The 20,104-nt window shown below is 66.5% G+C and carries 21 protein-coding genes; 6 read left to right on the top strand and 15 right to left on the bottom strand.

All coding sequences use genetic code 11. The annotated features are described in order from the left end of the window. Positions 1-72 precede the first annotated feature (72 nt). Positions 73-609: a hypothetical protein gene (locus tag ACS5PJ_RS17105; RefSeq protein WP_439436063.1), complete on the bottom strand. Its 537-nt coding sequence runs from the start codon at positions 607-609 to the stop codon at positions 73-75. A gap of 153 nt (positions 610-762) precedes the next feature. Here ACS5PJ_RS17105 and ACS5PJ_RS17110 point away from each other — a divergent pair, with 153 nt between their 5' ends. From ACS5PJ_RS17110 to ACS5PJ_RS17120, 3 genes are read left to right on the top strand one after another with little or no spacing between them, the layout of a single operon-like run. Next, a complete protein-coding gene (locus ACS5PJ_RS17110; protein ID WP_439436064.1) occupies positions 763-1,053 on the top strand; it encodes a hypothetical protein in 291 nt (96 codons plus the stop codon). A 2-nt stretch (positions 1,054-1,055) separates the two neighbouring features. After that, the gene (locus ACS5PJ_RS17115; RefSeq protein WP_439436065.1) at positions 1,056-1,883 is read left to right on the top strand and encodes a DUF1206 domain-containing protein; all 828 of its coding nucleotides are present in this window, start codon (positions 1,056-1,058) and stop codon (positions 1,881-1,883) included. Positions 1,884-1,925: 42 nt separating this feature from the next. After that, positions 1,926-2,366: an SRPBCC family protein gene (locus ACS5PJ_RS17120; RefSeq protein WP_439436066.1), complete on the top strand. Its 441-nt coding sequence runs from the start codon at positions 1,926-1,928 to the stop codon at positions 2,364-2,366. Between the two features lie 93 nt (positions 2,367-2,459). Here ACS5PJ_RS17120 and ACS5PJ_RS17125 read toward each other — a convergent pair whose 3' ends face one another. From ACS5PJ_RS17125 to ACS5PJ_RS17140, 4 genes are all read right to left on the bottom strand, one after another. Next, positions 2,460-2,846 (bottom strand): hypothetical protein, encoded by a 387-nt coding sequence (locus ACS5PJ_RS17125; RefSeq protein WP_439436067.1) that lies wholly within the window; start codon positions 2,844-2,846, stop codon positions 2,460-2,462. A 215-nt stretch (positions 2,847-3,061) separates the two neighbouring features. After that, entirely contained in the window at positions 3,062-4,528 is a 1,467-nt protein-coding gene (locus ACS5PJ_RS17130) for an FAD-dependent oxidoreductase (protein ID WP_439436068.1), read from the bottom strand. A 23-nt stretch (positions 4,529-4,551) separates the two neighbouring features. After that, entirely contained in the window at positions 4,552-5,814 is a 1,263-nt protein-coding gene (gene cobA / locus ACS5PJ_RS17135) for a uroporphyrinogen-III C-methyltransferase (RefSeq protein ID WP_439436069.1), read from the bottom strand. Between the two features lie 202 nt (positions 5,815-6,016). After that, positions 6,017-6,643 (bottom strand): TetR/AcrR family transcriptional regulator, encoded by a 627-nt coding sequence (locus ACS5PJ_RS17140; RefSeq protein WP_439436070.1) that lies wholly within the window; start codon positions 6,641-6,643, stop codon positions 6,017-6,019. A 62-nt stretch (positions 6,644-6,705) separates the two neighbouring features. Between ACS5PJ_RS17140 and ACS5PJ_RS17145 the strand changes: the two genes are divergently transcribed. Further along, entirely contained in the window at positions 6,706-7,200 is a 495-nt protein-coding gene (locus ACS5PJ_RS17145) for a cupin domain-containing protein (RefSeq protein ID WP_439436071.1), read from the top strand. A 270-nt stretch (positions 7,201-7,470) separates the two neighbouring features. On the opposite strand, the gene ACS5PJ_RS17150 is transcribed toward ACS5PJ_RS17145, so the two are convergent. The 9 genes from ACS5PJ_RS17150 to ACS5PJ_RS17190 all read right to left on the bottom strand — a co-directional run bounded on the left by ACS5PJ_RS17150 (position 7,471) and on the right by ACS5PJ_RS17190 (position 17,565). Continuing rightward, the gene (locus tag ACS5PJ_RS17150; protein WP_439436072.1) at positions 7,471-8,424 is read right to left on the bottom strand and encodes an ABC transporter permease; all 954 of its coding nucleotides are present in this window, start codon (positions 8,422-8,424) and stop codon (positions 7,471-7,473) included. After that, the gene (locus tag ACS5PJ_RS17155) at positions 8,414-9,139 is read right to left on the bottom strand and encodes an ABC transporter ATP-binding protein (RefSeq protein WP_108598526.1); all 726 of its coding nucleotides are present in this window, start codon (positions 9,137-9,139) and stop codon (positions 8,414-8,416) included. Before ACS5PJ_RS17155 ends, ACS5PJ_RS17150 begins: the two co-directional genes overlap by 11 nt. A 56-nt stretch (positions 9,140-9,195) precedes the next feature. After that, the gene (locus ACS5PJ_RS17160; RefSeq protein WP_439436248.1) at positions 9,196-10,341 is read right to left on the bottom strand and encodes an ABC transporter substrate-binding protein; all 1,146 of its coding nucleotides are present in this window, start codon (positions 10,339-10,341) and stop codon (positions 9,196-9,198) included. Between the two features lie 130 nt (positions 10,342-10,471). Then, complete coding sequence (locus ACS5PJ_RS17165; RefSeq protein ID WP_439436073.1) at positions 10,472-11,638, bottom strand: RtcB family protein; 1,167 nt, start codon at positions 11,636-11,638, stop codon at positions 10,472-10,474. Positions 11,639-11,746: 108 nt separating this feature from the next. Further along, positions 11,747-13,168 (bottom strand): sulfate adenylyltransferase subunit 1, encoded by a 1,422-nt coding sequence (locus ACS5PJ_RS17170; RefSeq protein WP_439436074.1) that lies wholly within the window; start codon positions 13,166-13,168, stop codon positions 11,747-11,749. Next, positions 13,169-14,116 (bottom strand): sulfate adenylyltransferase subunit CysD, encoded by a 948-nt coding sequence (gene cysD, locus ACS5PJ_RS17175; RefSeq protein WP_439436075.1) that lies wholly within the window; start codon positions 14,114-14,116, stop codon positions 13,169-13,171. Continuing rightward, positions 14,113-14,955, bottom strand: a complete 843-nt coding sequence (locus tag ACS5PJ_RS17180; RefSeq protein WP_439436076.1) for a phosphoadenylyl-sulfate reductase — start codon at positions 14,953-14,955, stop codon at positions 14,113-14,115. The genes cysD and ACS5PJ_RS17180 overlap by 4 nt, the downstream gene beginning before the upstream one ends. Then, on the bottom strand, positions 14,952-16,697 hold the full coding sequence (locus ACS5PJ_RS17185) for a nitrite/sulfite reductase (RefSeq protein WP_439436077.1): 1,746 nt from the start codon (positions 16,695-16,697) through the stop codon (positions 14,952-14,954). The genes ACS5PJ_RS17180 and ACS5PJ_RS17185 overlap by 4 nt, the downstream gene beginning before the upstream one ends. Before the next feature lie 133 nt (positions 16,698-16,830). Continuing rightward, positions 16,831-17,565, bottom strand: coding sequence for a sirohydrochlorin chelatase (locus ACS5PJ_RS17190; RefSeq protein ID WP_439436078.1), 735 nt, complete (start codon positions 17,563-17,565; stop codon positions 16,831-16,833). A gap of 60 nt (positions 17,566-17,625) precedes the next feature. Here ACS5PJ_RS17190 and ACS5PJ_RS17195 point away from each other — a divergent pair, with 60 nt between their 5' ends. Both ACS5PJ_RS17195 and ACS5PJ_RS17200 read left to right on the top strand, forming a co-directional pair. Next, positions 17,626-18,333 carry a trimeric intracellular cation channel family protein gene (locus ACS5PJ_RS17195; protein WP_439436079.1) on the top strand — a complete coding sequence of 236 codons (708 nt, stop codon included), beginning with the start codon at positions 17,626-17,628 and terminating at the stop codon, positions 18,331-18,333. 14 nt (positions 18,334-18,347) lie between these two features. After that, a complete protein-coding gene (locus tag ACS5PJ_RS17200; protein WP_354146335.1) occupies positions 18,348-18,773 on the top strand; it encodes a hypothetical protein in 426 nt (141 codons plus the stop codon). A gap of 140 nt (positions 18,774-18,913) precedes the next feature. On the opposite strand, the gene ACS5PJ_RS17205 is transcribed toward ACS5PJ_RS17200, so the two are convergent. Continuing rightward, positions 18,914-19,753: a type IV toxin-antitoxin system AbiEi family antitoxin domain-containing protein gene (locus ACS5PJ_RS17205; RefSeq protein ID WP_439436080.1), complete on the bottom strand. Its 840-nt coding sequence runs from the start codon at positions 19,751-19,753 to the stop codon at positions 18,914-18,916. Positions 19,754-20,104 lie beyond the last annotated feature (351 nt).

Genomic DNA, 20,104 nt, shown 5'->3' on the forward strand with positions numbered 1-20,104 from the left:
GGTCACTCCGCGCCCAATAATCCGAGATAATCGGGCGCGGAGTGACCCCGCGATGCAGGTCTTGCTTGCTCGTTAGGAACGGAGGCCGGCGAAGACGTTCTTCGGGCGCTGCATTTCGCCGTGCTTGGCGCCAAGGATGATGACCGCTCCAGCGAAGGCGGGGATGGCCCACTGGAGGACCTTGAGCTGCTGCTGTGCCGACTTCAGCTCATCCGAGGCTTCGGGCCTGGGCTCGGTGGCGCCCACCGCACCCTGGCCGGCGAGCTTTTCCACCTTCTTGCCGAGGATGCCGGCGTACAGCGTCACCGCCGCACCGGCCACGGTCACTGCAGTTTTGATCACCGTGTCGCGGGCTACGCCGTCCTGCTTGGCGATCCGCTCCTTGTTCTCCCAGGCGATGGCGAGGTCCGCCGCGAGGTGCGAGACGAATGCCGCCGTCTGAATGGGCGCCCACTTCATCCAGCCGGAGCTGGAAAGCTTGGTGCGCTCGGCCGGGTCCTTGGCTTCCGCCGCGGCCCCGTTCAGTCCGATGGCCCCCATCAGCGATCCGCCAAACCACGCGCCGGCCGTCAGATCATGAATTGACCGGGCCAGAAGATTTCCTGCCATGATGTGTTTCCTTACGTCGGTTCGGTTCTGAGGTGCCGCTGGAGCGGTCTTCACCGCTGTGTCCCATCAAAGTCATGGTCAGCCCATGGTAAGCACACTTACTAATGTTACGAAACCCCGACTTCCAGTACGGTTGCGCGTAATATCGTCGCCATGGAAAACACTGGAACTTTGTTCGGCTGGGCTTTCGGCGATCCCGCCCGTCAGGATGACGACGCGTACATCTCCGGCCTCGAGAAGGAAGCTCTGGAAAACGCCACTGAGACTGCACGGGCCAAGGGCGTATCGGTTGTCACGGGCTCCGAAGTCTTCACTGCCCTCAGCGCAACTGACAGCCTGGTGGAGCTGGACCACGCACCCGGCAGGCTGGTGGTCCGCTGCACGGTGCACGTTGAGGGCCCCGGCGCCGCCAAGCTGCACGCTGAAGGACCCATGAACGGCTGACCATGTCCGATGCAGACTCCACCATCAGCGAGGCGGCTGACGCCGTCGAGGAAGCGTCGGACACCAAGGCGCTGGATGTTGTGGCGCGCTCGGGCTTTGCCGTGATGGCGCTGCTCCACATGATTGTGGGCGCGATCGCCATTGGTTTGGCCTTCGGCCAGCCGGGCCAGGCTGAGGCCACCGGCGCCATCGAGCAACTCGCCGCGAACCCGTGGGGACCTGCTGTGCTGTGGTCCTGCGTGGTTGCGTGCACCGGCCTGGCGCTGTGGCAGCTGAGTGAGGCCACGCTCCGCGCCCGGCACCTGCCCCGGAAGGAACGGCTGGGGAAGCTGGTCTCGTCCGGCTTTCTGTTTCTCGCCTACGGCAGCGTGGGACTCAGCTTCGCGAGTTTCGCCGTCGGGATGCGCGGGGACTCCGGGGATACGACGCGGGATTTCAGTACCGCCATCCTTCGTGCGCCTCTGGGTCTCCCTCTACTCGTGGCCGTGGGCCTGACCGTCATGGGCGTGGGCATCTACTTTGTGGTGAAGGGGGTGCGTCGCGGGTTCAAAGAGGAGCTGTTCCGGTTCGAGGGCAGGCGGCGCGGAAAGCTCATCGACTCGCTGGGCGTCACAGGGCACGTGGCAAAAGGTGTCGCGCTCAACCTGGCCGGGCTGTTGTTCGTCATCGCCGCCGCAAAGCAGAGGCCCGAGGAGTCCACAGGGCTGGACGGGAGCCTGAAGGCGCTTCGGGAACATCCGTTCGGTCCGTACCTGCTGGTCGCGATCGGGGCCGGGTTCATCTGCTACGGCATCTTTGCACTGGTCCGTGCCCGGTTCGGCCGGATGTAACCCGCACGCGCAGCCACCAGATCCACCAACGGAAGGAAACCCATGTCAACCGTGAGCCAACTGTTCAGCTCCCCGGCGGAGGACGTCTGGAAGGTGATCGCCGACGGCTGGCTGTACTCCGGCTGGGTGGTGGGCGCCTCCCGGATCCGTGCCGTGGACGCACACTGGCCGGAGGCCGGCTCACGGCTCCACCACTCCGTGGGCATCTGGCCGCTGGTGATCAACGACAGCTCGCGGGTGTCCGCCGTCGAGCCCGGCCGATCCCTGGAACTGGTGGCACGGGGCTGGCCGCTGGGCGAAGCCAAGGTTGTCATCACGCTGGAGGACCGGGGAACGCAGTGCCTTGTGACCATTTCGGAGGACGCCATCCGCGGACCGGGCAAACTGGTTCCCAAGGCGCTGCGCAGCCCCGTGATCGATGTGCGGAACCGGGAAACACTGAACCGGCTCGAACTCATGGCCGCAGGTGGGGCGGGAAACTAACGCAACGCGGGGTCACTCCACGCCGAATAATTCGCGATTATCGGGCGTGGAGTGACCCCGCGTTGCTTGGAGGGGGTTGGTTCCGGAGGCTGCCTACGCCGCGTCCGGGGCGCCGAGCCAAGTCTTCCACCTACCGGGGTAGCCGCCTGGCCGGGGGCCGAGATTGCGCATCCGCTTCTTGTACCAGCGATACGTCCAAACAATCCATGCAATGACGAGGACCAGCAGGACAGCAGTGATTACCAGGACGGAGTCTTTGGCCTCGTGATACTCGTAATATCCGGGCATGCCGTAGGACAGCTCCCCGTTCATTAAGGGCGTCAGCAGCTCGATGAACCAGGTCACGAAGTAGAAAAACGCACCCATCAAGGGCATCCCTGTCATAAACACCAGTAATCCATAGCCCGCCAGCAGTTTCTGGCACCGCTTGTCCCAAGCCGCGGCCTGTTCTTTCTGATCCAGCTCCAGTGCGTGCGTCATCCGGTCCCCCAACCCAGTCAAAAACTCCTGTGCACATCTTAGCCATGGCAGCTTCCCGGGGCAGGACAGCGCCGGCATCGCAAGGCCGCGGCCCGTCGCGGGGGAGCTTAAAGCAACGCGGGGTCACTCCGCGCCCGATAATTCGAGATTATCGGGCGTGGAGTGACCCCGCGTTGCTTGGAGGTGGTTGGTTGGAGGGGGTTGCTTGGAGGGGGTTAGACCTGGGCGGCCACGCCGTCGCGGGAGATGGCAACCATGTCCTCGCGCGGCACCACCTTGATGCGCTCACGCTTGACCTCTACACCGTGGGATCCGCCGGCCTCGGTGGCCGCGGCGCCCAGGGCCAGTTCGTGCGCGTCCAGGGCCAGCCAGCCTTCCCAGCTGGTGAACTTCACGCCGCGGGCGTCGAGGAGGTCGACGACGGCGTCCGCCTCGGGAACGGCGGCAACCGGCAGGTTTTCGCGGTCTTCCAGCAGGTAGGTCACGGTCTCCAGGGCGTCGCCCTTGGTGTGGCCGATCAGGCCAACGGGTCCGCGCTTGATCCAGCCGGTGGCGTAGATGCCCGGCACGTGGGTGCCGGCGGCATCCAGGACGCGGCCGCCGTCGTTCGGTACAACGCCCTTCTTGTGGTCGAATTCGATCTCCGGCAGGGCCGAGCCGAAGTAGCCGATGGCGCGGTACACGGCCTGGACCGGGTAGTCCACGAACTCGCCGGTGCCGCGGGCGTTGCCGGTGCCGTCCAGCTCGGTGCGCTCGAACTTCATGCCGGCGACCTGGCCCGGGGTTTCCGGGGAATCGTAGATTTCCACCGGGCTGTGCAGGAAGTGCAGGTGCAGGCGGCGGGAAGCCGTGAGCTCGGAGAGGTCCTCGGGCTGCTCGGCGATCCAGTTGGTGAGCGTGCCCACCATCGTCTTGGTCTGGTTGTTGCTCTGGATCTGGCGGTCCGATTCCTCGTCGAACTCGAAGTCCTCGGCGTAGAGGATGATGTCAACGTCCTTGGAGTGGGACAGTTCGCGGAGCTCCAGCGGGGTGAACTTCACCTGGGCGGGGCCGCGGCGGCCGAAGACGTGCACGTCCGTGACCGGGGAGTCCTTCAGGGCGGCGTAGACGTTGTCCGGGATTTCAGAGACCAGCAGGTCGTCGGCGTGCTTGGACAGGACACGGGCCACGTCCAGCGCCACGTTGCCGTTGCCGATCACGGCGATTTCCTTGGCGTCCAGCGGCCATTCGCGGGAAACGTCGGGGTGGCCGTCGTACCAGGAGACGAAGTCCGCGCCGCCGAAGGAGCCGTCCAGCTCGATGCCCGGGATGTTCAGGTCCGCGTCCTTGATGGCGCCGGTGGCGAAGATGACGGCGTCGTAGTGGGTGCGGAGGTCCTCGATGGAGATGTCCGTGCCGTAATCCACGTTGCCGAAGAAGCGGATGTCGCCGCGGTCCAGGACCTTGTGCAGGGCGTTGACGATGCCCTTGATGCGCGGGTGGTCCGGGGCCACGCCGTAGCGGATCAGGCCGTAGGGTGCCGGGTAGCGGTCAAAGAGGTCGATGCTGACGGTCAGCTCGCCGCTCTTGACGGCTTCGCTCTTGGTGAGGATGTCCGCGGCGTAGACGCCGGCCGGGCCGGAGCCCACCACGGCGACGCGCAGCGGACGTTCGGCAGATCCTACGGAGGTGCTGGTTGACACGGCTGTGTTCCTTTTCTTCGAAGCTAGGAGGTGAGGACTCGGGGCTTGTTCGGGCTGGTGGTGCCGTAATCGGCGGTCTTGAAGTGCGACGGCGCGAAGGGGCTCACGCGCACCACGTCACCGATGACAATCACGGCGGGATTCGCGACGCCGGCAGCTTCCGCCTGGTCGGCGATGGAACCAAGCGTGCCGATCGTCACGCGCTGATTCGGCAGATAGCCGTTCTCAACGATGCCAACCGGAGTGTCCTGAGGCAAACCGGCTCTGCCCAGCGCCGAAGCCGAATCACGGAGCGCGGCAACGCCCATCAGCAGGACGATGGTGTGGTCAGCGCGGGCCGGAACCTCGGACAGCTCCTCGTGGCCGGTGACCACGCTGAAGCCCTTGGCCAGGCCGCGGTGTGTCACGGGGATGCCGGCGGCGGCGGGTACGGAGATGGCAGAGGTGACGCCGGAAACGACTTCAACCTCGACGCCGTGCTGCCGGCAGTATTCGGCTTCCTCGCCGCCGCGGCCCAGGACGTAGGGGTCCCCGCCCTTGAGCCGGACCACACGGTGACCTTTGAGGGCCTCCTCCACCAGGATCCTGTTGATTTCGGCCTGCGGTACGGGATGGTGGCCTGGGGTCTTGCCTACTTCGATGACGCGGACGTCCGGGGCGAGTTCGTTGAGCAGTTCGCGGGGGCCGAGGCGGTCTGCAACGACGACGTCGGCCTGGCCCAGGAGCCGGCGGCCGCGGACGGTGATGAGGCCGGTGTCGCCGGGCCCGCCGCCTACCAGGCCCACTGATCCGGCCCCGCTGGCGTGCCGCCGTCGGCGGAGCGGGAGGTCGCCGGTTTCCAGCGCGGTGGCGACGGCGTCGCGCAGGGCCATGGCGCGGCGCGGGTCTCCCCCGGCGTTCACGGCGATGTGCACATCATCGACAACCGCAACGGCGGGGGTCCAGGCGGCTGAGGCTTCGTGGTCGGAGGCGTTGACGCACCAGATGCGCTGCGCTTCGGCGTCGGCTGAGACCCGGGTGTCCACAGCGGGATCCCCGGTTGCGGTCTGGACGAACCAGACGCCGTCGACGTCTTCCGGGCGGTACTGGCGCGGCTCCCAGGTGAGGAGGCCGGCGTCGGCCAGTTCGCGGACCGCGGCGGAGGCAACGGGAGCGACCACGGTGACCCGGGCACCGGCGTCGAGCAGGCCCTTGGCGCGGCGTGCAGCCACGGGGCCGCCGCCCACCACCAGCACGGGGCGGCCGAGCAGCCGCAGCGCTGTGGGGTAAATATCCTGAATTGCCATGGATCAACGGTAGGTTGCCGTCACATTCGCCAACAACGGCGCGGAAACACCAGTTCACGTAAGGTAACGCTGCGTCACATAGGCCGCGCCGCCGTCGTCCGCGTAAGCACAGCCCAGGACCACCAACGCGGGGTCACTCCCGACCCGATAAATGACGGATATTGAGCGGGGAGTGACCCCGCGTTGGAGGAGGGGCGGCACATCACTCGGCGGCAGCCGGAAGCCCTCGCGAGAGGGCCTGGTTGAGCAGGGCGTTCGCCGTCCACCGCATCGACGCCACCGCAACATCCCGGCCCAGGCCGCCAATGTCGGTCAGCCAGACAAGCGCCTCAATTCCCGTGGCGCTGCGGATGGCCAGCACCAGCTGATGGATTTCCGCATCCGTGAGTTGGCCCTGGAGCGGGGCAAGCGCCTCGGTGATCCAGGCGATCGCGCGGCCCTGACGCAGCGGCAGGCTGTGTTCCGGCCCCTCTGACGTTTCGAGGGATAGCCGCAGCATGGTCCGCTGCTGTGCCTCGGTTTCGATGATCATCCTGGTGAACTCGGCCACCACGGCATCAAGGCGCTCGGCTGCCCCCTGGGGCGGGTCCTTGGGCAGCATCGACGTCCGCCCGGTTTCCGGATGGGCCGCAGCCAGGAGCTCGCGCTGGCTGGGAAAGTACCGGTACGCCGTACTCCGCGCCACCCCTGCGGCGACGGCGGCCTCGTCCACGGTGGGGGTGGCACCGGACGCCACGATGTTCCGCGCCGCCGCTACCAGCGCATCCAGCGTGCGGCGCTTCTGCCCTGTTCTTCCGACGTCCACGTAAGGTCTTGACACGCCACTCATGGTACACCAGTCTTGTTATGGGACATAAGTCCCATAAGGCTTCCGACATCGAGGCGGGCATCATGAAGACGCAGAATGCAGCATCAGCAATAGTCCGCCAGCCCGGCGAAGGGCACCGGCGCTGGTTCTTCGGCGGCGGGGTGCAGACCTGGAAGGCCACCGAGGAAGACACCGCCGGGGCGTTCCTGCTCTTCGAGGATGAGATGGCCCTGAACAAGGTGACTCCCCTCCACACCCACCCGGAATCCGACGAAACGATGTACATCCTCTCCGGCGAGATCCTGATGAATATGGACGGCGTGGAGCACCGGGTCGCGGCCGGCGGGGTGACCATTGCACCGAGAGGCGTTCCGCACGCGTTCAAAGTCACGCAGGAGGGAACCCGCGTGCTGTGCCTGCACACACCCGGCGGTGCCCAGGCTTTCTATTTCGGCGCCAGCGAACCGCTCGACGACGGTGCGGCCACCGGTGTGGTGGACTTTGACCGCATCCGCGAATCCGGGCGTTTGAACGGCGGCATTGAGATCCTGGGGCCGCCGCCGTTCCCTGAGCCTTAGCGGGGTCTGGGCCGTCGCGGGGCACATTGGCTTGATCCCGGGCGGGGGCCCGCCCAATCTGCGGCGTGTCCGTGTCGATGTGCCCCGGTTCTGCGGGCTATCGGACGCAATGAGGTCGGCAGGTATGGCAGGGCCCGACGGCGGGACTCGCCGTCGTGCGTTCCGTCGAGCGTTTCCGTCGCCACACGAACCAACGCGGGGTCAGATCCAGCCCGATAACCGGTGGTTATTGGGCAGGATCTGACCCCGCGTTGGGGTGTGAAAAAGGGGTTAGCGGGTGCTGCCGGCGAGGAGGCCGCGGCTGCGGAGGAGGCGCTTCTCGATCGGCGCGAACACCAGAAGTTCGATCAGGATGCCCACGGCCAGGATCAGCAGGATCGCGGCCATCACCACGGTCATGTCGGACAGGACGCGGCCCTGGTCCAGCAGCGAGCCGAGGCCGAAGCCGATGGTGCCGCCCACTGCGATGATTTCAGCGGCCATCAGGGAGCGCCACGAGAACGCCCAGCCCTGCTTCAGGCCACCGAGGTAGCCGGGGAGCGCCGCCGGAAGGACGATCTGCAAGGCCATCTGAAGCCGGTTCGCACCCAGGACGGTCCCCACCCGGCGGTACTGCGGCGGGATCTGGTCCACGCCGGAGATCAGCCCGTTGATGATGGACGGGATGGCGCCCATAAACACCACGAAGTACACGGTGGCGTCGGTGAGGCCGAACCAGATGATCGCGGCCGGAACCCAGGCCACGGAGGGCAGGACCTGAAGCCCGGAAATCAGCGGGCCGAACGCCCGGCGCAGCGGCGCTACCTGGGCCAGCAGCAGCCCCACCGGAGTAGCAATCGCCACAGAAATCAGGAACCCCACGATGCCGCGCTGGAGCGAGGTCCATACAGCCTCCTGCAGCTTGCCCTCGCCCCACAGCACGCCGATCTGGCCCAGCACATCGAGCGGGCCGGGAACCAGGTCGCGGCGCTTGACACCGAGGGAGACGTAGAACTGCCAGACCAGGACCAGGACCACCAGGGCGGCAACCGGCAAGAGGATGCGGCTCCAGTCGACCCGGTGCTTTCGCGCGGCGTCGGACTGAAGGGAATCCAGGCCGGCCTCAAGCTCGCGCAGGTCCTCGTTTCCGGTGGAGGACCGAGTGAGGGCTGCGTGGACCTTTTCAGCGGAAGCGTGCTCCGCCACCGGCTTTTCTTCAGCCAGAGGGGTGGGGTTATTTGGCATGGCGGCGGATCTCCTCGCGCAGCCGGGCGGTGATGACCCCGGTCAGCTGGCCGGCCAGGCCGGCGTCGGTTCGGTGTTCCTCGGAGACGGCCCATTCCTGGACCACCCGGCCGGGGCGGGATGAGAGCAGCAGCACGCGCTGGCCCAGCCGGACGGCTTCGCGGACGTTGTGCGTGACAAAAACGATGGTGCGGCCCGTTTCCTTCCAGATGCGCTCCAGCTCATCGTGGAGAAGGTCGCGGGTGATGGCGTCGAGCGCCGCGAACGGCTCGTCCATCAGCAGCAGCTGCCGGTCCTGCGCGAGCGAGCGGGCCAGTGCCACGCGCTGGCGCATGCCGCCGGAGAGCTCGTGCGGCCGCTTGTCCCCGGCCTCGCCAAGGTGCACCAGGTCCAGCAGCTCATCGGCTTTGACCCGGCGCTGCGACTTGCCGACGCCGCGCAGCTTCAGTGCCAGCTCGATGTTCTCCCGCGCCGTCAGCCACGGGAAAAGTGCGGCGTCCTGGAACATAAATGCGGCACCGTCGCTGGGCACTTCGAGAGCGCCCGACGTCGGGACTTCCAGTCCCGCCATGATGTTCAGCAGGGTGGATTTGCCGCAGCCGGAGGCACCGAGGAGGGCGACGAACTCGCCCGCGCCGATGGTGGCGTTGACGTCGTCCAGCACCGGGGCGCCGTCGCCGAAGCGCTTGCCCAGGTTTTCCAGTACGACTGGCATGGTCCCGTCCTTAGGTTGGTGGATTGCTTGTTGCGCGGTGGTGCTTGTTACGCGGGTCAGTCCTGGCCGAGGCCGGCGGCTGAGACGGGCTGTCCGGTCTTTCCTGCGGCGATGACTTCGTTCAGCGCGCGGAGGTCGAACAGGCCGGTGATGTCGGCCTGCTTGGTGGTGCCGGCTTCCACTCCGTCCTTGAGCAGTTTGGGATAGGTTCCGGCGAGCGGGTCCACGGTGAACACAATGTTCTGCAGGGACCTGTCCAGGACGTCGGCGGCCAGTGCTGCGCCGGCGGCGTCCTGCAGGGCGGCATTGATGACGGCCTGCTTCTCCGCGGCGGGAGTGTCATTGAGCCAGGCGACGGATTCGGCGTGGCCCTTGAGCAGCGCCTTCACGGTCTCCGGGTGGGCGGCGGCGAAGTTCTTGTTCACGATCAGGATGGTGGTGGGAAACTCGCCGGGCTTGCCGGACGCGGAACCGTCCCACAGGTCCTTCTCGTCCACCAGCACCTTGGCGCCGGCCTGGAGCACCAGACGGGAGGCCCACGGCTCGGGCAACCACGCGCCGTCGAGCTTTCCATCCTGGAACAGCTTCAGCGTCTGGGCGTTCTCGGTGGGGTTGATGGCGACATCGCCGCTGCCGTCCACGTTGGTTTTGTAGCCCTGGGAGCCAAGCCAGGCGCGCAGCGCGACATCCTGCGTGCCGCCCAGTTGGGGCGATGCGAGGGTCTTGCCGCGGAGATCGGCGGCGGAGTTGATCTCCGGCTTCACCACCAGCTGGGCCCCGCCCGCGGCAGCACCGGCAATAACGTTCACCGACTCCCCGCCGCTCTTGACAAAGGAATTGATGGCCGGGTTGGGGCCGATGTAGGTGGCGTCGATGGCACCGGCGTTCAGCGCCTCAATGGCGGCGGGTCCGGCGTTGAAGGTCTCGGTGCTGAGGCGAGTGGTGCCGAGGTTGCGGGCCAGGATTCCCTGTTTCAGTCCCACCAGCGCGGGGGCGTGGGTCAGGTTTCCGAAGTAGCCCAGCTTCAGCTCGGCGGCCGGTGTGGGCGCGGGCGCGGCGGCCTGCGCGTCCGTGTTGCGGGAAATGCTTGATGCCACCACGGCGCCGACAGCGATCAGGAGGACCAGTCCAATGGCCAGGAAAGCCTCGACGGCACGCTTGCGCCGGGGTGCTGCGCTTTCGCCTGCCACGATGCGGATCATCCCGGGCTTGGAACTAGTCATTGTTTCACCATAGGGAGTGTCATAAACCCGTTCAATGACGCGGAAACGGGGGGTCACGCGGGTTCATCTAGCGTCACATTGAATGGCTTCAGGACGCGTGCCGGCGGTTTCAGTCGCCCTTAACGTTGACGAGCTGCCGCAGCTTGTGCCGTACCTTCACGAGGTCCGCGGCGTCCCGCATCACCACGTCGATGGGCTTGTACGCGGCCGGGATTTCGTCGATGAATGCCTCGCTGGCCCGGAACTCGATCCCGTGCATCGCCTGCTTCAGTTCCGCCAGCGAGAAGGCCTTGCGGGCGGCGTTCCGGGAGTATTCGCGGCCGGCGCCGTGCGGGGACGAGTTAAGGGAGACAGGGTTCCCCAGTCCTTCCACAACGTACGACGCCGTCCCCATGGACCCCGGAATAAGTCCCGGATCGCCCCGCTCGGCTTTGATCGCGCCCTTCCGCGACACCCACACCGACTTGCCGTAGTGCGTCTCGAGCTGGGTGAAGTTGTGGTGGCAGTTGATCCGCTCCCGCTCTTTGACCGGTGCGCCCACCCAGTTGCGGAACTGCGTCACCACCCGGTCCATCATTTCCTCGCGGTTCAGCAGGGCAAAGTGCTGGGCCCAGCGGAGCTCCTCGATGTACCGCCTGAACTCGGGCGTGCCCTCCTCCAGGTACGCGAGGTCCGGATCGGGCACGCGGGTCCCGCGCTTGTCAGTGACCTGACGGGCGACGCCGATGTGGTGCTGGGCGATCTTGTTGCCGACGCCGCGCGAGCCGGAGTGCAGGAACAGCCAGACGGCGTCGTTCTCGTCGGCTGAGACCTCGATGAAGTGGTTCCCCGATCCCAGCGAGCCCAGCTGAAGGTCCCATTTTTCAACGTACTGGGCCGGGTTGAACCCTGCCTCGGCCGCCAGCTTTCGAAGCTCGGCGATGCGGGGTACAGCGGTGGCCTGGACCGTCCGGTTGTTGTGGCCGGCGGACAGCGGGATGGCCCGTTCGATGGCCTCACGCAGGGGTTTGCGGTTCCGGGGCAGATCCTTCACGAGGAACTGCGTCCGCACGGCGATCATGCCGCAGCCAATGTCCACCCCCACGGCAGCAGGAATAATCGCGTGCAGGGTGGGAATGACCGAGCCCACGGTGGCGCCCTTGCCCAGGTGAGCGTCCGGCATCAGGGCCAGGTGCGGGTAGATGATGGGCAGCGTGGCCGTGGCGAGGGCCTGTTCGCGGGTCTTGTCGTCCAGGATCGAGGCCCAGTTGATGAGCTTGCTGTTGATGGTTTCCACCGCGCCGCCTCCCTCCCTTAAGGATACGAAACGACAAAACCGCGGCCTGCTCGCGGAACCGGACCGTGAAGGTCCGGATCTGCGAACAAGCCGCGGCTTCGGGTGAACTCAGATCGAGTAGCGCTCGTCCTCGTGGTCGCCCGGGTGGTCCTTGACCAGCCCGGCGGCCAGCGTGTTGCCGTCCAGCGGGTCGATGACCAGGAACGCGCCGGTGCGGCGGTGGTGCGTGTAGTTCTCCAGCGGCAGCGGGGCGGCGAGCCGGAGCTGCGCGTGGCCGATGTCGTTGAGCTCCAGGCTTGACGTGGCTTCGAGCTTGAACGAGGCCAGATCCAGCTTGCCGCTGACGTTGCGGACCAGCGCCTGGACGGTGCGGGTGCCGTGCTTCACCAGCACCTTGGCACCCTCCCGCAGCGGCTTGGGCGACAACCAGCAGAGGGCGGCGTACAGGTCGGCCGAGGATTCGCGGACGGTGCCGGCGGCGGCGATGGTGTCACCGCGGGCGACGTCGAATTCTTCAGCCAGGCGGATTGCCACCGACTGCGGGGCGAACGCTTCCTGCAGGGACTCACCGGCGAAGTCGATGCCCACCACCGTGGTGGTGCGGGCGGCCTGGCCCGGCGTGAGCACGGAAACCTTGTCCCCCACCTTCACGGAACCTTCGGTGATCTGGCCGGCGTAGGCGCGGTAGTCGCGGTAAGCCTCAACATCCAGCCCTGCGGCAACGGCGTCGGGAGCCAGCGCACCCTGCGGCCGGATGACCAGCTGCACGGGGAAGCGGAAGCTCTCCAGCTGCGTGTCGATCTCGTCGGCGGCGGGCAGGGTCTCAAGGACCTCCAGCAGGGCCGGGCCGTTGTACCAGGGGGTGCGCTCGGACCGGTCCACCACGTTGTCGCCGTCGAGGGCGGACACCGGGATGACCAGCAGGTCGTCGATGTGGTCGGCGGTGCCCAACTCGCCGGAGCCGATGCCCAGCTCGCGGGCCACCTGCTGCACGTCGGCCTGGATTTCGCGGAACACGGACTCGCTGAAGTCCACGAGGTCGATCTTGTTCACGGCCACAATCACATGCGCCACGCGCAGCAGCTGCAGCACGGACAGGTGCCGGCGGGTCTGCTCCAGGACACCCTTGCGGGCGTCAATGAGTACGACGACGGCATCCGCCGTGGACGCGCCGGTAACCGTGTTCTTGGTGTACTGGACGTGTCCGGGGCAGTCGGCCAGGATGAAGCTGCGCTGGTCCGTGGCGAAGTAGCGGTAGGCGACGTCGATGGTGATGCCCTGCTCACGCTCGGCGCGCAGGCCGTCGGTCAGGAGGGCGAGGTCGATCCCGCCCTTCTCGCCGCCAAAGCCGCGGTCGGAGGAGGTGCGGGCAACGGCGTCGAGCGTGTCAGCAAGGATTGCCTTGGAATCGTGCAGGAGGCGGCCCACCAGAGTGGACTTCCCGTCGTCGACCGATCCTGCGGTGGCAAAGCGGAAAAGCGTGGTGGGCAGGGCTGTTTCCAGCTCGGCGGCCAAAGTTTCGGTGCTCATTTAGAAGTAACCATCCTTCTTGCGGTCTTCCATGGCTGCCTCGGAGATGCGGTCATCTGCGCGGGTGGCACCACGTTCGGTGATGGTGGAGGCGGCAACTTCAATCACGACGTCGCCCACGGTGGCGGCGGCCGATTCGACGGCGCCTGTGCAGGACATGTCACCCACGGTGCGGTAGCGGACCGTCTTGGTGATGACTTCCTCGTGCGGCAGCGGCTGGGAAACTTCGCCCACTGCGCGCCACATGCCGTCGCGGGCAAACACTTCGCGGTCGTGGGCGTAGTACAGGCCCGGAAGCTCGATGTTCTCGCGTTCGATGTAGCGCCAGATGTCCAGCTCGGTCCAGTTGCTGATGGGGAACGCGCGGACGTGCTGGCCCACGGTGTGGCGGCCGTTGTAGAGGTTCCACAGTTCGGGGCGCTGGTTGCGCGGGTCCCACTGGCCGAACTCATCACGGAGGCTCAGGATGCGCTCCTTGGCGCGGGCCTTGTCCTCGTCACGGCGGCCGCCGCCGAACACGGCGTCGAACTTGTTCTTCTGAATCGCGTCCAGCAGCGGGACGGTCTGCAGCGGGTTGCGGGTGCCGTCGGCACGCTCGGCGAGCTCGCCGCGGTCAATGAACTCCTGGACGGAGCCGACCACGAGCTTCAGTCCCAGCCGCTCGACCGTGCGGTCGCGGAAGTCGATGACCTCGGGGAAGTTGTGGCCTGTATCCACGTGCAGGACGGGGAACGGGACCTTGCCCGGCCAGAAGGCCTTAGTGGCCAGGTGCAGCATCACCACGGAGTCCTTCCCGCCGGAGAACAGCAGCGCGGGCTTCTCGAACTCGGCAACAACCTCGCGGATGATGTGGATCGCTTCGGACTCGAGGGCGTCCAGGCTGGAAAGGCGCGTGGAAACGGCAGCTTCAGTCACCTGGCTGGACTCCTCAGTTAGGAAAGTGCTCATACGTGTAGTCCGCATTCTGTCTTGTCGGTGCCTGCCCAGCGGCCGGCGCGGGGGTCATCGCCCGGTGCCACCTTCCGTGTGCAGGGCTGGCAGCCGATCGAAGGGTAACCCTGGGAAAGCAGAGGGTTGACGGGCAGGAGGTTGTCATCGGAGTACTGGACCAGCTGGTCGAAGCTCCACGCGGCCACCGGGTTGACCTTGACCAGGCCATTGACCTCGTCCCAGGTCACCAGCGGGGTGTTGGTCCGGGTGGGGGCTTCGTCGCGGCGGACGCCTGTGAACCAGAGTTCGTAGCCGGCCAGGGTGCGGCGCAGCGGGGCCACCTTGCGGAGCGCGCAGCACTGGGCGGCGTCGCGGGCGAAGAGGTCCTTGCCCAGGAGCCGGTCCTGCTGCTCCACGGTGTTCTCCGGGAGCACGTCCACCACGTTGACGCGGAGGTTAGCGGCCACCTCGTCACGCGTGGCGTAGGTCTCCGGGAAGTGGTAGCCGGTCTCCAGGAACAGGACGTCGACGCCGGGCATCTGGTCCGCCACCAGCGCGGGCAGTACGGCGTCGGCCATGGAGCAGGCGACGGCGACGGCGGGCAGCTCGAAGTTGCGCTCCACCCAGGCGATCACGTCGCGGGCCGGGGCGTCCCAGCCGAGCTCGGCGGCACCGGACTCGGCGAGGGCCTTCAGTTCGTCATGCGTGCGGAGGACAGCGGCAGGCGATGCCGCCCCCGCCCCTTCGCCGCGCAGCTGATCTTCGATCAGCTCAGCGCGCGGCTCCGACAGGCCCGATGCCACTCCCTGGGCGGCATCGCCTGCCACTGGGTCAACACCCGCTGCGTGCTTGCTCACTGGAGGGCCTCCTCGTCTGCTGCGTGGGCCCATTCGGCGAAGGTCTGGCCTTCGGCGCGCTGGGCAACAAAGGTGCGGACGACGCGCTCCACGTAGTCCGGCAGGTCCTCAACGTAGACCTTGAGGCCGCGGACGGTGCGTCCCAGGCCTGCTTCCTCGCGGTCGCTGGAAGCCAGCCCGCCGCCCAGGTGGACCTGGAAACCCGGGGTGGGGTCGCCGTCGGGCGTTGGCAGCATCATGCCCTTGAGGCCGATGTCCGCCGTCTGGATGCGGGCGCAGGAGTTGGGGCAGCCGTTGATGTGCAGGGATAGTGCGTGCGGCAGTTCGCCGGATTCGGTGAGGTCGGCCAGGCGGCGTTCCAGTTCGGCGACGGCGGTGGCTGCGGTGACCTTCGTTTCCACGATGGCCAGCTTGCAGTACTCGATGCCGGTGCAGGCGATGGTGCCGCGCCGGAACACGGACGGGCGGGCGGAGAGGCCCAGGGTATCCAGCTCGGCCACCAGGGGCTCCACCTGCTCCTTGGGAACGTCCAGCACCACCAGCTTCTGGTGCGGAGTGGTGCGCAGGCGGTAGGAGCCGCGGGCTTCGAGGGTGTCCGCGAGCTTGACCAGCTGCGCGCCGGAGAGGCGGCCGGCAAGCGGGGTGGCGCCGATGAAGAACTTGCCGTCCTTCTGCTCGTGCACACCGATGTGGTCGCCAGGGGAGGTGGGCTTGGGCGCCGCGGGACCGTCAGCCAGCTTGTAGCCGAGGTATTCGTCCTCAAGGATCTGGCGGAACTTCTCCGGACCCCAGTCGGCCATCAGGAACTTCAGGCGGGCCTTGGTGCGCATGCGGCGGTAACCGTAGTCGCGGAAGATGCTGGTAACGCCGAGCCATACTTCGGCGGCTTCCTCGGGGCGGACAAAGGCGCCCAGACGCTTGCCCAGCATCGGGTTGGTGGAGAGCGCGCCGCCGGCCCAGAGGTCGTAGCCGATACCCAGCTCGGGGTGCCTGACGCCGACCAGTGCGAAGTCGTTGATCTCGTGGACCACGTCCTGGCTGGGGTGGCCGGTGATGGCGGTCTTGTATTTGCGCGGCAGGTTCGAGAGCAGCGGGTTGCCGATGAAGCGTTCGCCCAGCTCCGCAATCAGCGGCGTGGGATCGATGATCTCGTCCTTGGCGATGCCGGCAACCGGCGAGCCCAGGATGACGCGGGGGACGTCGCCGCAGGCCTCGGTGGTGGACAGGCCAACACCTTCCAGGCGGGTCCAGATCTCGGGGATGTCCTCCACGCGGATCCAGTGCAGCTGGATGTTCTGGCGGTCGGTGAGGTCGGCGGAATCGCGGGCGAAATCGACGGAGATCTGGCCGATGACGCGCAGCTGCTCGGTGGTGAGCGCGCCGCCGTCGATCCTTACCCGGAGCATGAAGTACTTGTCCTCGAGCTCGTGCGGCTCAAGCGTTGCGGTCTTGCCGCCGTCGATCCCGGGCTTGCGCTGGGTGTACAGGCCCCACCAGCGGAAGCGGCCGTGGAGGTCCTGGCCGGGGATGGAGTCGAAGCCCTCTTTGGAGTAGATGGACTCAATACGCTCGCGCACGTTCAGGCCGTCGTCTTCCTGTTTCCAGGTTTCGTTGGCGTTCAGCGGAGTTTTGCCGTCCACTTTCCACTGCCCGTGCGGTTTTGCGGCGGGGCGGTTGGTGCGCGCGGGGCGCTTGGCGGCTGCGGAGTCCGCGGACGCTCCGGCTAGAGCTGTATCAGTCATGCATCGACTGTAGGGTGCCGCCGAAGGGCGTAACAAAGGTCCGGAAACGTTGAGTCACCTAGGGAAACATTTCGTCACGAAACGCCGAAGAGCCTTGAAGATGCCCCTCCACTGTGCTTCCCGGGGCCCTTTGCTACTGCCCGCTTGCGACGGCGGCGTCGTACCTGTCCAGCGCGATTTCGGCGAGCACGGGCGACGGCAGCAGCGGCTCGGTCACGAGGTCGGCACCCGCCTTGCCCAGCTGGTCGTGGAAGAAGCCCGGCGCCAGCAGGTAGGACGCAATCACCACCCTGCCGCCCAGGTCCACGGCTCCGGCGGACTCCCCGGCTCCGGCACCCCCGGAGGCCTCTTCGCGGAGCATGGCGACGGCGTCGGGCACTGCAGGCTTGGCAGAGGCGCCATAGGCGGCCACGATCCGGTTGCTCCGCAGCTCCCGGAGTTGGCCCAGAAGTTCCTCCACGCTGAGGGCGGCGTTGGGGTTCGATGAGCCGGCGGCGGCAAGGACGATCAGGTCGCGGTCGGTAACGCCGGCTTCGCGTAGCCGCTGGTCCAGGAGCGCGGCAAGCCTCGGATCGGGGCCCAGCGGCGCGGCAGCCAGGCTCCCAGGCCTGCTCTTCACGGCCCGCGCGATGTCCACTTTCACGTGGTACCCCACGCTCAGAAGCAAAGGCACGACGACGGCTTCCGTACCTTCGGGCAGGCCCGCCACCACGTCCACCAGGTCAGGCTGCTGGACGTCCACATATGCTTCCCGCACGTCAAGGCCGGGGCGCAGGGCGGCGATGCTGTCCCTGAGGGCGTTGACCTCGGCCGCACCCTGGGCGCTGGACGTCCCGTGGGCACAGGCGATCATGATCGGGTTATTCATAGGGGCTAGCGTAACGTTGGAGCCGCCCTGTCCGCCCAACTTTCACCTAGCCGGGACACCATGACATTCGCCTTTGACAACGCTCCCGTGTGGCTGGACCTGCTGGGCGTGTTCTTCTTCGCGGTGTCCGGCTCGCTCCTGGCAGCGCGGAAGAACATCGACATTGTGGGTTCGCTGCTTCTGGCCTCCCTTGTAGGCCTGGGCGGCGGAGTGATCCGCGACCTCATCCTCGCCAGCGGCCCGCCCGCCGCGTTCACCAACCCCGCGTACCTGTTCCCGCCGCTGCTGGCCACGGTCCTGGTCTACTTCCTCTACACCAGCGTCAAGCGGTTCACGTCGCTGCTGACCCTGTTCGACGCCGGCGGGCTGGCCCTGTTCTGCATGACCGGCACGGTGAAGGCCCTGGCTGTGGGCATGAATCCGGTGGCGGCAGTGCTGCTGGGCGTCATGACGGCGGTGGGTGGCGGCCTGCTGCGGGACGTCACTGCCAACGAGGTGCCGGAACTTTTCAATCCCCGGGACATCTACGCGCTGCCCGCGTTTCTCGGGGCCGCGCTGACGGCTGTGCTGTGGGTTGCGGGCGGCTTCAACGTTCTCTCGGCAGCCGGCGTCGCCGCCGTGGTCTTCACTTTCCGGGTCCTGGCCTGGCGCCGCCACTGGCAGGCACCGCTGGCCGTTCACGGCTGGCTCCGGCGGGGTGACACCGGCGGGTCTCCGGGTGGGTCTCCGGGTGGGTCTCCGGGCGGCTTTTCGGGCCCCGGCGATTAGCTAGGATTAGAGCCATGACTGACATGTTCCTCGAGAAATTCCGCGCGCTTGTTCCGAAGTATCTCGAAGACGAATGGCAGGAAGAGGACGGCATTTCCACGGAGGAGCTGGAAGCTGCCCTCGCCGAACACCAGTTCCAGGTTCCGCTGGTTCTGAAGGAGTTCTACCAGGCTGTGGGCGGCTGCGAGGACCTCATGGAGGCCTACCACTACTTCTGGGATCCCGAAGAACTGGAAGTTGATGACGAAGGCTTCCTGATGTTCCTCGAGGACGAAGAGGAACAGTTCACCTGGGGCATCCGCGTCGGCGACCTCAGCGTCCCGGACCCCATCGTGTACCGCCGCAACAACGCCCGCGGCCAGTGGAAATCCGAGGAAGGCACCTTCTCCGAATTCGTCTTCGACATGTTCGAGTGGGCCTTCAACGACGAAGAGGACTGAACCCCTCCCCTGCACCTGCCCCGCGGACGCCTCCTGATGCATGCCCCTGCGGCCTGAACGGGGCACATTGACACGGACACGCCGCTCCGTGGGCCTGTTTCCGCGATTAAGTCGCCCAAAGTGCCCTACGACGGCGGGACTTACCTCGCGCTGAAAGCTCCCTGACGGGAAAGCTCAAGGACCTCCAACACCTTGGCCACCATCTGCTCAGGGTGATGGACGACGTCGGCGTAGCCGAACCTGAGGCCAAGGTGCCCGCCAACCAAGGTGGCATTGTTGCGTTTCCGGTCCTTTTTTACTTGGCGTGGCTCCAAATGGGTGTCGCCGTCGGTCTCCACAACGAGGCAATCCTCTATCAGGAAGTCCACCTCTCCCACTCCTGGAATCTCCGCATGCCGCCGCACATGAAGACCCGCACGGCGGAAGTGGTAGTTGGCCAGCACCTCAAGGATGGAATCAGCCCGAGGAATGACGCTGTCCAGGACAGACCGGGCTCGGGCGTTCCTGTTTCCGGGGAGCTTCCTCCGCAGGAACTCCAGGGTGATGTCGCCGCGCTGGGCTGCGCACTGGAGCATGACCAGCGACTCCACCGTGGGCAAGCATCGCAACGAATGGATGAGGACGTCGGCCAGTCCCGCTACGGGTAGCCAGGGGTGGGCGGGATGAGGGCACCGGCCATGGACCCGCGTACCCGGCGGCGCCGCCTTATGCCCTGGGCTGAGATGCACCGAAGACGCTTCGTGGAGAGTCCACAGCCGATAGGTCGGGGCAGCCGACAGGCATGTGAGCAGTGCGTTGTGCTGCAGCGCCATGCCGAATGCACCCGCCTCACGCGGAGTGCTGTAGATGCCTCGCCGGATCCGGACAATGCGACCCGCGGCCAGGGCTTTGTCGAGGTAAGTCCGCGGGAATCCTGCCCCACGGAGGGTGGAGGCCCGGGCTACGCCGGCCCGCTCGCCGAGAAATGTCTCAATCTCCATGGCTCCACCGTGCCCCCGCACCGCAGCAAAGGTCACACGCAGGTTGTGCCATGTGGAAAAGCCTGCCGTCGGGGGGCACTTTGACACGGACCCGCCGCCTTTCGACCGAGGACAAAGTCCAACAGACCGCAAAGTGCCCCACGAAGGTGCCAGAAAGCCTGTGACACACGCAGTAACAGCTGGCTTGCACTTTGTGACAAACCTGTCATAGACTATTCACGGATCCGCTAAACGCCTCCGGCGGATCTGATGCGAACGGAGAAATAGCCCCGGTTCGACGCAACGTATGACTCGTATCGTTGCAGAGAACCGGGGCTATTCCGTTTAACAGGAAACCAGGACCAAGGTAGC

Origin of the sequence: Pseudarthrobacter cremeus (genome assembly GCF_051857465.1) — a bacterium.
Lineage (GTDB): Bacteria > Actinomycetota > Actinomycetes > Actinomycetales > Micrococcaceae > Arthrobacter.